We start from the raw sequence: 14,993 nt of genomic DNA, 5'->3' as shown, positions 1-14,993 counted from the left end.
CATGGGTGGAGGTACGGTCGGCGGTTACAGTCTCAGGCGTCGTTCGCCGAGCGTGTAGAGAGGCCGCCAGACCAGCCGGTTGAAGAGCGTGACGAAGGCGCACATGACGATGATGCCGAGCACGACGCGCTGGAAATCGCCCTTCGTGGTCGCATCGGCGATGTAGGAGCCGAGGCCGGGGGTGGAGAGCTGCTCATTGCCCCAAGTGGCGACTTCCGCCACGATGCTGGCATTCCACGAGCCGCCGGATGCGGTAATCGCGCCGGTGACGTAATAGGGAAAAATGCCGGGCAGGATGACCTTCGCCCACCAGCGCCAGCCCCTGATTCCGAAGCTGCGGGCGGCTTCCTTCAACTCGCTCGGATAGGCGGAGGCGCCTGCGATGACGTTGAAGAGAATGTACCACTGCGTGCCGAGGATCATCAGCGGGCTCAGCCAGATATGCTGGTTGAGGTCGTAGCGGACGATGACCACGACGAAGACCGGAAAGGCGAGATTGGCCGGAAAGGCTGCGAGGAACTGCGCCAGCGGCTGCACCTTTTCGGCAATGGCCGGGCGAAGCCCGATCCACACGCCGACCGGCACCCAGACGGCCGTCGCAATCGCCATCAGCACCACCACGCGGAGAAGGGTGATGCAGCCGTCGAGCACGGCGGTCGCCACATCCCCCCAGCCGATCGTATCGCGAAGATAGACGATGCTCTGAAGGGCGGCATAGAGGCCGGCCGCCAGGATGACCGCCAGCCAGAGCCAGTCGAAAAGCCGCGACTGGACCGCACGGGTGCCGGCCTTTTGCGCCTTCGGACGAAATTCAGGCAGGCGCAGCGACCAGACCTGCCGCGCAAGCCAGGCCAGCGGCGCCGTCAGCATGGCGATGAGACGCGAACGGCGCATCAGGTCCAGCATCCAGGAGGTCGGCTCCTCGGTGGAGGCGGTGGTCTCGAAACGGAATTTGTCGGCCCAGGCGACCAGGGGGCGGAACAGGAACTGGTCGTACAGGATGATCACGGCCAGCATGGCGGCGATGGCATAACCGATAGCCGCGATGTTCTGTTGCCTGATGGCAAGCGCCACATAGGAACCGACGCCTGGCAGCGTCACCGTCGTGTCGCCCACAGTGATGGCTTCGGAGGCGACCACGAAGAACCAGCCGCCGGACATTGACATCATGGCATTCCATACCAGACCCGGCATGGCAAAGGGCACGTCCAGCCGCCAGAAGCGCTGCCAGGCGCTGAGGTGAAAGCTGGCGCTGGCCTCTTCCAGATCCTTCGGCTGGTTGCGCATGGACTGGTACATGCTGAAGGTCATGTTCCAGGCCTGACTGGTGAAGATGGCAAAGACGCTCGCCAGTTCCGCACCCAGCACCCTGCCGGGAAACAGGTTCATGAAGAAGGTGACGGTAAAGGTCAGGAAGCCGAGGATGGGAACGGACTGGAGAATGTCCAGCACGGGGACCATCACCATTTCCGCCCGGCGGCTGCGGGCGGCAAAGGTTGCGTAAATGAAGGTGAAGATCAGCGAACAGATGATGGCCGCCAGCATGCGCAGCATGGTGCGCAGCGCATAAAGCGGCAGGTTCGATGGATCGAGCGACAGGGGCGCGGCATCGAGTGCGGAAAGCGGCTCGTTGGTGGCTTCTGCCGCATAGGCAACGGCCACGATCAGGCCGATCACCAGAAGCAGGGCAACGACATCCCAAAAGGTCGGCAGGGCAGAGCGGCGCAGCGCAAGCGGTGCGTGTTTCGGAAAGAGCATGAGAACGCTCCGAAAATCGGAATTTGCGGGGAGATTGGTGAGATTTTGGATCCGGCCAGCCGGGCGTGATCTCAGGCCGTCACGTGGCCGCGATCCTCGCCCGCAAACAAGGCAAAAGCGCAGTCGCCCAAGGGGAATGCGATGGCATCAGCATGACCTGCGGCGCACCTTCAGCCCGCAGGCGAGGTGGAAAAACAGGCAATAAAGTCAGATTGAGAGCATGCATTGCGGCTCATCCTTTCCCGGTCACCGAAGACCGGCGGACGAGCGGAAAGCTCAGCCGGTCACGGGCCGAATGATAGAGGTTCTAGATCGACTGGAACTGTCCATAAGCTTTCATCTGCCAACGACCGTGGCGGAACCCATTTCCGAAACGATACGCCAGCTCCCTGGTTTGAAGGTCCGTCCGGCTTCATCCGGAAAGCGCCCTTCGTTGGTGCTCTTGCGCCTGTCTGATGGCTTCGTCAAGCGCCCGGAACTGGTGCGGATGCCAAAAAAGGCAGCGGCGCTTTGCTGCGCTGCACACAGTTTCGTGAAGGCCAGGCAAGTCCAATGGTGGCCGAGCGAGGCGCGTCGAACGCCCTCAATCGCCGCGCGAACCATGGGGTAAGGTGGTTACCGTCATGGTCGTGGAGCGAAGCGTCAAGCCGGCCGCATCCGCGCATGAACGAGATGCGGGCCGGTACCGCCCCGACTTTGCGCATGCTCGGGACCATAGTAGCGGGCCGCAACATCCCCGGGTCCCAGATCCTCGATGCCGGCATAGCCCATCGCCGCAAGCGCCGCTCGGATCTCGTGCGGATCGAGCAACGTGATCCAGGGCTCACCGGCTCTGGCCACCCGCTCCGCCATCGCAGCCATCGCCGGCCGCCGCTCCGGCGGGTAATTGTCGAGCGGCTCGGAATAATCGAAGACGATGCTGGCGTCCGGCGTGCGTGCCACCAGCTGCAGCAGTGACAGAACCGTGTCACGTTCAAGATAAGGCGTGACACCGAGCCAGATGTAGAAGGCGGGCTGATCTGCCCTAAAACCCGCCTCCCGCAGCCTGTCCGCCAGATCGTCGGTCTCGAAATCGACCGGCACCCAGACCAGTTCGGACGGTTCGCGCAGTTTCGCTGCAGACAGCCGTGCCCGTTTCCACGCCTGTGTCGGCGGTTGATCCACCTCGAAAACCGTCAGGCCGAGTTCGCGATAGGGATTGCGCAGGCCGAAGGTATCGAGGCCGGCACCGAGCACCACCACCTGCCGCAGCCCTTCCGCCACGGCAGCAGCGAGGCAATCTTCCGCAAAACGGCTTCTTGCTGCCATGAACAGCCGCATGCCGCGTGACGCAGGATCGCTCGCCCGCTCATCGGCCTCCGCCAGCGCCTCCGGTTCCAGAATGAGACGAGCAAAGGGGTCGCGGAACACCGTTGCCCCATCGATCGTCTGGTGCGCGGCACGATAGCCCGCGGCTCCCCGTGCCGTCTTGCTGGGACCGGGAAGGCGCATCGGTTGAGCCTCAGCCCACCAGCGCCTTGACCAGACCTGCCGTCGAGGCATCCTGCCCGTCGGTGCCGGCCTTGCCCTGGATGACCGGCAGAAGGCCGGTTGCCAGTTCCTTGCCAAGCTCCACGCCCCACTGGTCGAAGGAGTTGATCTTGAACAGCACGCCCTCGACGAAGACGCGGTGCTCGTAAAGCGCAATCAGGCGGCCGAGCGCGAACGGCGTCAGCTGGTCATGGACGAAGGTGATCGAAGGCCGGTTGCCGGTAAAGACGCGGTGCGGCGCGATATGGTCGATCTTTGTGGCATCCATGCCGGCCTTCTGCAGCTGGGCCTTTGCTTCGTCCAGGGTGCGGCCCTTCATCAGGGCTGCCGATTGGGCGAGGCAATTGGCAATCAGCAGCTCGTGCTGGTGGCGAAGGTTCGGCTCGAAGCCCGTCCGTGCGATCATGAATTCGGCCGGGATCACCGTCGTGCCCTGGTGGATCAGCTGGTAGAAGGCGTGCTGGCCATTGGTGCCGGGCTCGCCCCAGACCACCGGGCCGGAATTGCCCTTCACGGGCGAACCGTCGATGGTGACACCCTTGCCGTTCGATTCCATGTCGAGCTGCTGGAGATAGGCCGGGAAACGCGTCAGGCGCTGGTCATAGGGCAGGATCGCGCGCGAAGGGTAATCCAGCACGTTGCGATGGTAATAGCCGATGAGGCCGAGGAGCGCCGGCAGGTTTTCGCGCACCGGCGCCTTCAGGAAATGCGTGTCCATGGCATGGGCGCCATCGAGGAATTTGCCAAAGTTCCCCGGCCCGATCGCCAGCATCAGCGGCAGGCCGATGGCCGACCAGATGGAATAGCGTCCGCCGACCCAGTCCCAGAAGCCAAAGATACGGTCGCTGTCGATGCCAAAGGCGGCGACCTTGTCGAGCGCGGTGGAGACGGCGCAGAAGTGATGCTTGACCGCCTCTTCGCCCAGCGTATCGGCAATGAAGGCGCGCGCAGAGGCGGCATTCGTCATCGTCTCGATGGTGGTGAAGGTTTTGGAGGCGATGATGAACAGCGTGGTTTCCGCGTCCAGAAGCTTCAGCGTATCGGCAATATGGGCGCCGTCGACATTGGAGACGAAATGGGCGCGCGGGCCGTCATGGAAGGGGGCGAGCGCGAGCGTCGCCATGACCGGGCCAAGGTCGGAGCCGCCGATGCCGATATTGACGACGTCGGTGATCGCCTTGCCGGTCGCACCCTTCAGCGCGCCGGAGCGGATGCCGTCGGCAAAGGCGCCCATGGCGGAAAGCACGGCGTTCACATCCGGCATCACGTCACGACCATCGACGAGAACGGGCGTGTTGGAGCGGTTGCGCAGCGCCGTATGCAGCACGGCACGGTTTTCGGTGAAATTGATCGCTTCGCCGGCAAACATGGCTGCGCGCTTTTCCGCCACGCCGCCTTCGGCAAACAGGGTTTCGAGCAGGTCCATGATCTTGTCGTTCACGGCGCATTTCGAATAATCCATCAACAGGTCATCGAGGCGAGCGCTGAACTGTTCAAAGCGCGTCGGATCGGCGGCAAAGGCGGCGCGCAGATCCGTAGCCTTCGTGGCGGCGGCGGTAGACTTCAGCTGTTCAACGATTGCCTGCATGGCATTACCTCTTGGGTCATCAATGATAGAGGAGGGAACCTATTCGGTTTTAATGTCAAATCAAGGCTGACGACAGCCCGTCTTGGCAGATCGTCCTTACTGGCCGACAGCCGTCTGCACGGTTCCGCCGATCGTCTGGCCAAGTCGATCGACCTGTTCCACATACGTGCGGCGCGTGCGGGAATCGAAGACGGCAATCGGGGCGCTGACGGCAACGCTTGCCGCACCCCCCACCGTCTGGGCCGTGCCAAGCGCGATCGCCCCGATGCTCTCGCCCAGGCCGACGGAGGAATCGGTCACCGTCTGGCCGGCAATCAGCCGGTTGCCGAGAAGTTTTACCACATAGGGGCTTTCGGCAAATTTGCCGTGGTTGAGCTGGTCATTGCTCTGAAGCGCGGTGAGGTCCAGCACGGTGATGCCGGATTTTTCCAGCTCGGACCGGTAGGGCTCCTGGCGCGGATCGATCTGGCCGAGGCGGTCGACATTGCCGGAAATACGCCGCGACAATTGCAGCGCCCGGTCATCCTGCGAGACGAACAGGGTAATATTGGGCCTTTTCTTACCCATCTCGGCCAGCTGGCGGCCGAACACGTCGACGTCGAGATCGGGCGAGGCCAGAATGACGTTCTGGATCTTGGGCGATACCCGGCCGTCGCGGATCGCCATCTGGCGCAGCGCCTCCATCGTCAGCCACGAGCCCATGGAATGGGCCATCACCGTGACCTCGCCGACGCTTGGATCTTCCGAGGCCCGGCGCAGCATGGTCTCCAGCGCGTCGCGCGAATAATTGGTGCTTTCCTTGTCGTAGTTATAGGCAAAGATGCTGCCGCGCGATGGCCAGGTGAAGAGGACGGGCGCCACATCGGCGCCGCTGTCATGCACGATCTGCGCAAAGCGGTAGACGGCATCCTCGTAGCGGTTGTTGAAGCCGTGGACGAAGACGAGCACGCGCCGGCTTTTCGGCAGGTGGCCATGCACCCAGTGGCGCGCCTGCGCGAGCGACAGTTCGTTGACCGAAAGGGTGGCGAATTCGCGCGCCGGATCGGCCGGCAAGCGCTTGGGCCACTGAACCTGGCCGACCTTGCGCGCCGCTTCGGGCGGGATGGAGACGGCAATCTCGGTTACCTGCGGTTCCTTGCCGCGTTCACCGGAAAACAGAATGCCGGGATTGTCTGAGGCCTTGCGGGTGGTGGCCACCAGCACATCCACCTTGGACGTGCCGCGCGCCTCAACCGTGGTCGGCACCAGAACGCCTTCCGCGCGGCTCGCGCAACCCGACACGAGCGACAGAAGCGCAAGGAGGGCAAAGGCCAAGGCCGGAGGCTTCGGGCAGGACGACACGCGGATGCGGGGCAAGGACATGAGCGTGACCATTCTGTTGCGACATCCGTGTGTAGCGGGCCGGCGGCCCCTCTTGATGCTTTTCCATAGACGCCGTGCGGCAGGGCGTCCATCCCGGATGCGTCACAAATCGTGACGATCTTCACGGATCGTCACTTCGGCCGCAATTCGCGCCGCAGGATCTTGCCGACGGGCGATTTCGGCAGTTCCGTTCGAAACTCGATCAGTTTCGGCCGCTTGTAATTGGTCAGGTTTTCGGCGCAGTGTGCCTTCAGCGCCGCTTCCGTCAAGGTCTGATCCTTCTTGACGACGAAAAGCTTCACCGCTTCGCCGGAATTGCCGTCCGGCACGCCGATCGCGGCGCATTCGAGCACGCCGGGATGCATGGCGGCGACCTCCTCCACCTCGTTCGGATAGACGTTGAAGCCGGAGACGAGGATCATGTCCTTCTTGCGGTCGACGATCTTCACATAGCCGCGCTGGTCCATGAAACCCATGTCGCCGGAGCGGAAATAGCCGTCCGCCGTCATTGCCTTTGCCGTTTCATCCGGTCGGTTCCAGTAGCCGGCCATCACCTGCGGGCCGCGGATGCAGATCTCGCCCACCTCGCCATGGGTCAAGTCATGGCCGTCCTCGTCGCGGATGCTGACCTCGGTGGAAGACACCGGAAGGCCGATCGTGCCGGTGAATTCGGTCGTGTCGACGCGGTTTGCGGTGGCGACCGGGGCGGTTTCGGAAAGCCCGTAGCCTTCGGTGATCGGGCAACCGGTCATCTCGTACCAGCGCTCGGCCACCGGGCGCTGCACCGCCATGCCGCCGCCGAACACCAGCGTCAGCGACGAATGATCGAGCTTCTGGAATTCGGCATTGTTCAAAAGCGCGTTGAACAGCGTGTTGAGGCCGGGAAAGATGTGAATCCGGTGCTTGCGGATTTCGCCGACCAGGGCCGGCAGGTCGCGCGGGTTGGCGATCAGCACATTGTGGCTGCCGGTCGCAATGCCCATCAGCGAATTCACCGTCAGCGCAAAGATATGGTAGAGCGGCAGCGCGCAGAGAAACACCAGAACCTCCGGCCGCTGGCGTTTCAGGAAGGCGCTTTCCAGCCAGTAGCCCATCTGGTCCTTGTTGCAGAGAAGGTTGCGATGGGTGAGCATGGCGCCCTTGGATATGCCGGTCGTGCCGCCGGTATATTGCAGGAAGGCCAGGTCATCGAGCGCCACCTCGATCGGCCGCAGCGTGCCACGGCCGCCGGCCGACAGAACCTGCCGGAAAGAGGTTGCCATCGGCATGGACCAGGCAGGCACCAGCTTCTTCACGCGCCGCACGACGAGGTTGACCACGTGGCCCTTGAGGCCCAGCATGTCGCCCAGCGCTGTCACCACCACATGTTTCACATCGGTTCTGGCGACGACCTGCTGCACCGTATGGGCAAAGTTTTCCAGAACGAAGATGGCGCGCGCGCCGGAATCATTCAGCTGGTGTTCCAGCTCGCGCGGCGTGTAGAGCGGGTTGACGTTGACGACGACGAGGCCGGCGCGAAGGATACCGTAGACCACGACCGGGTTCTGCAGCACGTTCGGCATCATTACCGCCACGCGGTCGCCCTTGACGAGGCCGAGCCCCTGCAGCCAGATGCCGATCTTGCGGCTTTCCTCTTCCAGCGCGCGAAAGGTCATGCTCCGTCCCATGCTGGAAAAGGCGATGCGGTCGGCATAGCGCGTGCAGCTTTCCTCAAACAGCTGGGCGAGCGAGCGATGGGCAAGCGGCGGAAGGTCGGCGGGAACGGTCGGCGGATAGGATGCAAGCCAGATCTTCTTCGGCGTCTGAGCCTGAGCTGCGGGGGGGACGGGTGTCATGGCGGCGTATTCCTCCTCGGTTATCGAAGGGTCAGGCAACTGGCCTCCACTCCAGTTGCCTGACCCCTTGGCCCTGCCGGCTCTTGCGAAACCAGCCATGGCGGGAAGCTAGATAACTTTGACGTAAACGTCAATCGGCTGCGCGACAGGAGGCCGGCATCTGCGGGCAGGAGGCAAGGAGCGGTTGCGCCTTGCAGAGGAACCTTCCGCGGCGAGCCCCGTTTTCCTTTTATCCGAAACAACACGGAGGAAAAGCGATGTTGCACCAGGAACCAAGAGCCGGCCAGGACCCTTATGTAAAGGACACCTATGCGCTGATTGCCAGCGACAAGGTCGAAGGCACCAGCGTCTATGGCGCCGATGGCAAGCGGATCGGCTCGGTCGAGCGGCTGCTGCTGGAAAAGCGTGGCGGCAAGGTGGCTTACGCCGTCCTGAGCTTCGGTGGCTTTCTCGGCATCGGCGACGACTACTTTCCGCTGCCGTGGGAAAAGCTGCGTTATGACGAAACGCTCGACGGCTACCGCATCGATCTGACCAAGGACCAGATCATCGGCGCGCCCCGCTATCAGGATCGTGACGACGACCGGTACTACCGCGAAAACGATCGCACCATTTACGACTACTACGGCGTGCCGCCCTACTGGATGTAAGGTAAACCAAGTCCGTTCCGACAGAAGGCCCCGCATCTTACCCGATGCGGGGCCTTTTTGCGTACGCGGGCAGAGTATCGGGAGAGGGGCCTTGCGTCGCCCTCCATCCGTTGCCGGACAGAAAAAAAAAGGCCCGGAGCGCTCTGCCCCGGGCCTTTCGGTCGATCAGACGCCCATCAGCAATGCTGGTTCGGCGTGGTCTGGGCAGATGTGCCCTGCGTCTTCGAATTCGGCGTTGAGGTGTCCGGAGCGCAATTGGTGCCCGCGGTGCCGCCGGCGCCGGTTGCCGTATTGTTGGTATCGGTGCTGCCGCCCATGCTCCCCGTGCCGCTCTGGCCGGATGTTCCCGAGGTGCCGGTTGAACCCGAACCGGAGGTGCTGCCCGAAGTGCCGCTGCCGGATGTGCCCGAACCGCTGGTGCCGGAACCGCTCGTGCTGCCGGCACCACCGCCTGCGCCGCCCGAACCCGAACCGGATTGTGCAAAGGCAGTGCCTGCAAGACCGAGCGACAGGATGGCAACCGTGATCAGCTTTTTCATGATGGTATTTCCTCCGTGGCGGACAATGATTTGCCGGCCTTCAGGTGTCCAACAGGCCCAACACGGAATTGTTTCGGAAAAAACAACCAGGAGGAAAAGGAGGGCGCGGAGATGTGCCATCGAGCGGGTCGACAGGCGGTTTGGCGTGATCGATGTCGGGGAGAAGAAAGTGGTGCCGCTTGCAGGACTCGAACCTGCGACCCCATCATTACGAATGATGTGCTCTACCACCTGAGCTAAAGCGGCGCCGGCAAAACCGGTTGGTCTTGCTGTGTGACGGGGCTGATACAGGCAATGCGCAGAGATTTCAAGCGGGGATTTTCACATCCTGTGGATCTCTTTTGCCAAACTGCCTTGGAAGGGCCTTCTATGGCGCCAAAAGGAACAGAGAAGCGCCGGTGCTTGCAGTTCGTCCTGCGAGCGTTTACCGAAAGAACGACAGCGCCGCAGGGTGCAGGGCAGATGGGCGCCGAGGCAGCACCCGGATGACCGAACCGACGGCGAACGGACAGGACGGACAGCGAAAGTGAAGGCGACGCAGTGAGTGGATTGGAAACGGCAATCAGGAACGCGCTGTCACGCTCCGAGCGCGGCGATGCCGCAACGCGCGCCCGTATCTACCAGACGGCCCGCCAGGCGCTGGACGCCGGCCTCACCCGTCAGGCCGTGACCGATCCCGCCGTGATCGAGGCCGAACGCCAGCGCCTGGAAGCAAAAATCCGCGAGATCGAGAGCGAGGAAAAGGCGCGCGACGCCGAACGCCCGGCACCGGCATCGCCGGCTCCCGCTTCGGTGCCCCCTACCTCGGTGCTCCCAGTTGAGGTGCCCCCTGCGTCCGCACCGCAGCCGTCTTCACCGGCGCCTGTGGCCGCAAAGCCTGCTCCTGCGGCCGCTCCGATTTCCAGCCAAGCCCCGTCCGGTTCGCGCCCGATGCGGATCGATCCGGTTCTGTCTCCCGCCATCGATCCGGAGCCGACGGGCGAAGGTGTGTCCGCGCCGCTCCATGAGGTTCGCCGCGCCGAAGCGCCGAAGGTGGATGTGCGCACTGATGCCGCACGACCTGATGGGGCCCAGGCTGCGGTCCATGCGGAGCCGCGTCTCGACGGCGCCACGCGCCTTGGAGCCGGCGAGCCGGAAGCGTCGCCGCTTACGGCAGGTGACGGTCTTGCCGATCTCGGCGCCATGTCCGGCGAACGTCGAAACGAGCGGCTGGGTGCGGCGCCTGCGGGCGACCGCAAGGGGCGCGCCGGCAAGGCAAAAGCGTCGCGTGGCCGCAAAGGCCAAGCTCAGACGGCGGCAGAGAGCGGTGATTTTGCCCCCGGCATTCCCGGCGAAAAGCGCAAGCGCCGCCGGCGTGGCGTTTTTTCGCGCCTGTTCATCTGGCTGACCATGCTGACCTTTATCGTGATGGGCGGCTGGTGGGCCTGGACGTCCGGCCTGTTCCTCACGGCCGCCCAGCGCGATACGAGCGTTCCCAATCCGCCGGCCACCGTCAGCGAGGAAGATTTTTCCGGCGCGGCTCCCGGCACGCCCTCGGGCTTTGACCCGCAGCACGGTTTTTCCTCCGATTGGCTGGAGGTCTATGGGCCGAACCGCAAGGCGGCGGCTGCGGCGGGAGCGTCCGCCACCGTGGAAACGGTTGCCATGGCCGATGGTCCGGCGCTGCGCATCACGTCCACCTCGCCCAGCCAGAGCGGCGATGTCGCCATCGAGGTTCCGGTCGATGTCCTGCGGGAACTCTCCGGCAAGACCTCGACCATTGCGCTCACCCTGCAATCGGCGGCCGACAGTTCGGTGCAGGTGGCGGTACGCTGCGATTTCTCAAGCCTTGGCGATTGCGCGCGCCACCGCATTGCCGCCTCGCAGGAACGCGCCGACAGCCTGTTCCGCGTCACCTTCGATCGCACGCTGGCGCCGACCCAGCCGGGCCGCATCTATATCAACAGCGATATCCTCGGCGGCCGGTCGTCGATCTACCTGTTTTCGGTGCGGGTGCTGCCCGGCCAGTGAACCGGGCGCTTCTTGCCGTCGGGTGAGAAGCGAGCCTCAGGAGAAGGCATCCGGGCCAAAGCCCAGGATGTCGTCATCGATCTTGCCGATCGCCCTGTCGTCGCGGCCATCGTAATCGAGCGTCGTCAGGATGTGCCGGATGATGTTGAGCCGCGCGCGCCGCTTGTCATTGGCGCGCACAATCGTCCAGGGCGCTGCCTTGGTATGGGTCTTGTCCAGCATCAGGTCGCGCTTTTCGCTATAATCGTCCCATTTGGACAAGGCGGCGATATCCATCGGCGACAGTTTCCAGATTTTGAGCGGATCATGACGCCGGTCGTGAAAGCGCTTCATCTGCATTTCCCGGCCGATATTCAGCCAGAACTTGAAGAAATGAATGCCCTCGTCGACGATCAGCTGCTCGAAGGAGGGCGTCATCTTGAGGAAGTGCCGGTGCTGCTCGGGCGTGCAGAAACCCATCACGGGCTCCACCACGGCGCGGTTATACCAGGAGCGGTCAAACAGCACGAGCTCGCCCGCCGTCGGAAAATGCGTCACGTAACGCTGGAAATACCATTGCCCCGCTTCCGTTTCGGTGGGCTTGGTCAGCGCCACCACGCGCGCGGATCGCGGGTTGAGGCAGGCATGGATGGCAAAGATCGAGCCGCCCTTGCCGGCGGCGTCGCGGCCTTCAAACAGTGCCATCACGCGCTTGCCGGTCTTCTGCAGATAGATCTGCGCCTTCACCAGTTCGATCTGCAGCTTTTCCAGATCCTCGTGATAGCGGTCGTTATCGAGCTTCTTGTCGTAGGGATAGTTGTCGGAACCCAGCGCGTTTTCGGACACCCACTTGGGCAGATGCGGATCGTCGATATCGAAGCTTCGGCTCTTGCCGTCGATCGTCAGGTGCGCGATGCGGCTGCCGATCTCGCCCGTTCTGTCATATGCGTCCATCCGTGTGTCCTCATCCTGTGCGCTTATCTATCTAAAGCAGGAATGCGCGCCGTCAGGGAGACGATCCAAAAAAATGTTTTGCTGTTGAGAAAGCTGCAAGGGTTCCAATTTTGTGAAATGCCGCGCCGTGCCGATGTATATCTGTCATGCGAGACGATTATCACCATCCGTCAGGCTGGCGTTTCATCAGGGATTTTGCGGGGAGGGCGTGCATGGCGCGTGAGGTAAAGGCAGGGCGTGTCGAGCAGTTGCGGCGCGGCTGGCTGGTCGTTGCGGCGGCAAGCCTGCTGTCGGTCCTTGCGCTTGCAGCCGATGTCAACCCGGTCTTCGTCGGCGCGGGCTTCCTGCTGATCCTCCTGTCCCTGGCTCTTGGGCCCTCGCTTCCGATCGACGATGAGCCGTCAGCGCCGGTGGCGGCACCCGCGCCCGCGCCGCGCGATCCGCTGAAGGACGTTGCCGATGCCTATGGCGCGCTCGATATGCCGGTAATCGTTCTCGGCACCGATGCCAATGTGCTCTTCCAGAACCCGGCAGCCACCAGGGCCTTCGGCGAAATGACGCCGGGCGCCCATCTGTCGGCGCGGCTGCGCACGCCCGGCATTCTCGACATGGTGCGCGAAACCATCGCCACCGGCGAGCCGAACCAGATCGAGCATTCCGAACGCCTTCCCTCCGAACGGGTCTATATCTTGCGCGTGGCGCCCATAGAGGAGGAGGGCAGCCGCTCCGCCAAGCGTTACTTCGCGCTGTCCTTTCGCGATATTTCCGAGCTGCGCCGCATCGACCGCATGCGCTCCGATTTCGTCGCCAATGCCAGCCATGAGCTGCGCACGCCGCTTGCCTCGCTGCGCGGTTTCATCGAGACGCTGCAGGGGCCGGCGAAATCCGATCCCGGCGCGCATGAGCGCTTCCTGGCGATCATGCTGGACCAGGCGACCCGCATGAGCCGGCTGGTGGACGATCTCCTGTCCCTGTCGCGGCTGGAATCCAAGGCGCATATCGCGCCGAACCAGACCGTGGATCTCGTGCCGCTCGTCGGCAGCGTGCGCGATTCCCTTGTGCCGCTTGCCCATGAACTGGGGGTGGAAATCCGCATGCACCTGCCCGAGGGTAAGGTGGAGGTGACCGGTGACCGCGACGAACTGGTGCAGGTCATCGAAAACCTCATCGAGAACGCCTGCAAATATGGCCAGGAGGGCAAGATCGTCGATGTCCACCTGCGCCGCGAGCCGCAGCAGCCGGTGGAATTCAGCGTCGTCGACCGGGGTGCAGGCATTCCGGCCGAGCATGTGCCGCGTCTCACCGAGCGGTTTTACCGGGTGAGCGTGGCCGACAGCCGGTCGAAGAAAGGCACAGGTCTTGGCCTTGCCATCGTCAAGCATATCCTCACGCGCCATCGCGCACGGCTGATCGTCAAATCCGAACTGGGCAAGGGCACGGACTTTACCGTCCGGTTCTGACACAAAGCGCCCGGCGATCTGTGGGGCGATGATTATTTCCGATTAAAATCAATATCTTGTGCTGTCACAAATGTTTCACCGAAATGACATAAAAGGGTGAGGCTCGGGCGGCTAAGACAGGCTGCCTGATGATCGGCGAGAGCGACAGCCGGTTGCAGCCAGAATTCACACCAGCCCATGACGGGAGACTACAATGACCATCCTGAAACTTTCCGCAGCTGCCCTGGTGGCATCTGTCGCATTCGCAGGCGCAGCTGCCGCGCGCGACCAGATCCAGGTTGCCGGCTCGTCCACCGTTCTGCCCTATGCCAAGATTGTTGCTGAAACGTTCGGCGAAACTTTCCCGAACTTCAAGACCCCGGTTGTTGAATCCGGCGGCACCGGCGCTGGCCTGAAGGAATTCTGCAAGGGCGTCGGCGAAGCCACGATCGACGTCGCCAATGCCTCGCGCCCGATCAACAAGTCTGAACTGGAAGCCTGCAAGGCTGCCGGCGTCACGGACGTCCAGGAAGTCCGCATCGGTTATGACGGCATCGTTTTCGCCACCGATTCCGGCAATGGCGACATGAAGCTGGAGCCGAAGGACCTCTACAAGGCGCTGGCTGCTGAAGTCGTCGTCGATGGCAAGCTCGTTTCCAACCCCTACAAGAACTGGTCGGAGATCAACCCGACGCTGCCGAAGGGCCCGATCGCTGCCTATATCCCGGGCTCCAAGCACGGCACCCGCGAAGTCTTCGAAGAGAAGATCATGACGGAAGGCTGCAAGGAAGCAGGCGCTTCTGACGTGATCAAGGCTGCCATCACCGATGCCAAGCAGGCTGCCGCCAAGTGCGTTGCTGTCCGCAAGGACGGCGCTGCCGTCGACATCGACGGTGACTACACCGAAACGCTGGCCCGCATCTCGGCCAACAAGACCGGCCTTGGCGTGTTCGGCTTGGCCTTCTACGAAAACAACAAGGACAAGCTGAAGGTTGCAACCGTCAAGGACGTTGTTCCGTCGACGGAAACCATCTCGTCCGGCAAGTATCCGGTTTCGCGTCCGCTGTTCTTCTACGTGAAGAAGGCGCACCTCGGCGTGATCCCGGGCCTGAAGGAATACGTCGAGTTCTTCATCTCTGACGATATGGTCGGCCCCGACTCGCCGCTGGCCCAGTACGGCCTGGTTGCTGCCCCCGATGACCAGCGCGACGCTGTCCGCAAGGCATTCGCTGCCGGCAAGACCATGTAATTGCAAAACGATCGACCGGCGGGGCTTGGTCCCGCCGGTCGATGGCCGCCACGGCATGCCTGGATCGACCGGGCGACCAAAAGACATTTGCTAACACCTG

The 14,993-nt window shown here is 63.0% G+C and carries 11 protein-coding genes and 1 tRNA gene; 4 read left to right on the top strand and 8 right to left on the bottom strand.

The window, feature by feature from the left end:
- Window positions 1–24 precede the first annotated feature (24 nt).
- The 5 genes from J2858_RS05390 to J2858_RS05370 all read right to left on the bottom strand — a co-directional run bounded on the left by J2858_RS05390 (window position 25) and on the right by J2858_RS05370 (window position 8,073).
- Window positions 25–1,758, bottom strand: coding sequence for an ABC transporter permease (locus J2858_RS05390; protein ID WP_210103676.1), 1,734 nt, complete (start codon window positions 1,756–1,758; stop codon window positions 25–27).
- Between the two features lie 642 nt (window positions 1,759–2,400).
- Window positions 2,401–3,249 carry a class I SAM-dependent methyltransferase gene (locus J2858_RS05385; RefSeq protein ID WP_210103675.1) on the bottom strand — a complete coding sequence of 283 codons (849 nt, stop codon included), beginning with the start codon at window positions 3,247–3,249 and terminating at the stop codon, window positions 2,401–2,403.
- A gap of 10 nt (window positions 3,250–3,259) precedes the next feature.
- Window positions 3,260–4,876, bottom strand: coding sequence for a glucose-6-phosphate isomerase (gene pgi / locus J2858_RS05380; RefSeq protein WP_210103674.1), 1,617 nt, complete (start codon window positions 4,874–4,876; stop codon window positions 3,260–3,262).
- A 96-nt stretch (window positions 4,877–4,972) separates the two neighbouring features.
- Complete coding sequence (locus tag J2858_RS05375) at window positions 4,973–6,238, bottom strand: alpha/beta hydrolase (RefSeq protein WP_210103673.1); 1,266 nt, start codon at window positions 6,236–6,238, stop codon at window positions 4,973–4,975.
- Window positions 6,239–6,369: 131 nt separating this feature from the next.
- Window positions 6,370–8,073, bottom strand: coding sequence for a long-chain-fatty-acid--CoA ligase (locus J2858_RS05370; protein WP_210103672.1), 1,704 nt, complete (start codon window positions 8,071–8,073; stop codon window positions 6,370–6,372).
- A gap of 257 nt (window positions 8,074–8,330) precedes the next feature.
- Here J2858_RS05370 and J2858_RS05365 point away from each other — a divergent pair, with 257 nt between their 5' ends.
- On the top strand, window positions 8,331–8,723 hold the full coding sequence (locus J2858_RS05365) for a PRC-barrel domain-containing protein (RefSeq protein ID WP_210103671.1): 393 nt from the start codon (window positions 8,331–8,333) through the stop codon (window positions 8,721–8,723).
- 176 nt (window positions 8,724–8,899) lie between these two features.
- Here the strand turns inward: J2858_RS05365 and J2858_RS05360 are convergent, their stop codons facing one another.
- Both J2858_RS05360 and J2858_RS05355 read right to left on the bottom strand, forming a co-directional pair.
- Entirely contained in the window at window positions 8,900–9,262 is a 363-nt protein-coding gene (locus tag J2858_RS05360) for a hypothetical protein (RefSeq protein ID WP_210103670.1), read from the bottom strand.
- A 170-nt stretch (window positions 9,263–9,432) separates the two neighbouring features.
- A tRNA-Thr gene (locus tag J2858_RS05355) sits at window positions 9,433–9,508 on the bottom strand.
- A gap of 294 nt (window positions 9,509–9,802) precedes the next feature.
- On the opposite strand from J2858_RS05355, the gene J2858_RS05350 reads away from it, so the two are divergent.
- The gene (locus tag J2858_RS05350) at window positions 9,803–11,272 is read left to right on the top strand and encodes a hypothetical protein (protein ID WP_210103669.1); all 1,470 of its coding nucleotides are present in this window, start codon (window positions 9,803–9,805) and stop codon (window positions 11,270–11,272) included.
- Window positions 11,273–11,308: 36 nt separating this feature from the next.
- On the opposite strand, the gene ppk2 is transcribed toward J2858_RS05350, so the two are convergent.
- Window positions 11,309–12,205 (bottom strand): polyphosphate kinase 2, encoded by an 897-nt coding sequence (gene ppk2, locus J2858_RS05345; protein ID WP_210103668.1) that lies wholly within the window; start codon window positions 12,203–12,205, stop codon window positions 11,309–11,311.
- Between the two features lie 212 nt (window positions 12,206–12,417).
- Between ppk2 and phoR the strand changes: the two genes are divergently transcribed.
- Both phoR and J2858_RS05335 read left to right on the top strand, forming a co-directional pair.
- Window positions 12,418–13,665, top strand: coding sequence for a phosphate regulon sensor histidine kinase PhoR (gene phoR, locus J2858_RS05340; RefSeq protein WP_210103667.1), 1,248 nt, complete (start codon window positions 12,418–12,420; stop codon window positions 13,663–13,665).
- A gap of 193 nt (window positions 13,666–13,858) precedes the next feature.
- Window positions 13,859–14,893 carry a substrate-binding domain-containing protein gene (locus J2858_RS05335; protein ID WP_210103666.1) on the top strand — a complete coding sequence of 345 codons (1,035 nt, stop codon included), beginning with the start codon at window positions 13,859–13,861 and terminating at the stop codon, window positions 14,891–14,893.
- Window positions 14,894–14,993: the final 100 nt, after the last annotated feature.

This window comes from Neorhizobium galegae (assembly GCF_017877135.1).
Taxonomy (GTDB): Bacteria; Pseudomonadota; Alphaproteobacteria; order Rhizobiales; family Rhizobiaceae; genus Neorhizobium; species Neorhizobium galegae_A.
This window is presented reverse-complemented; position numbering and strand designations above follow the sequence as displayed.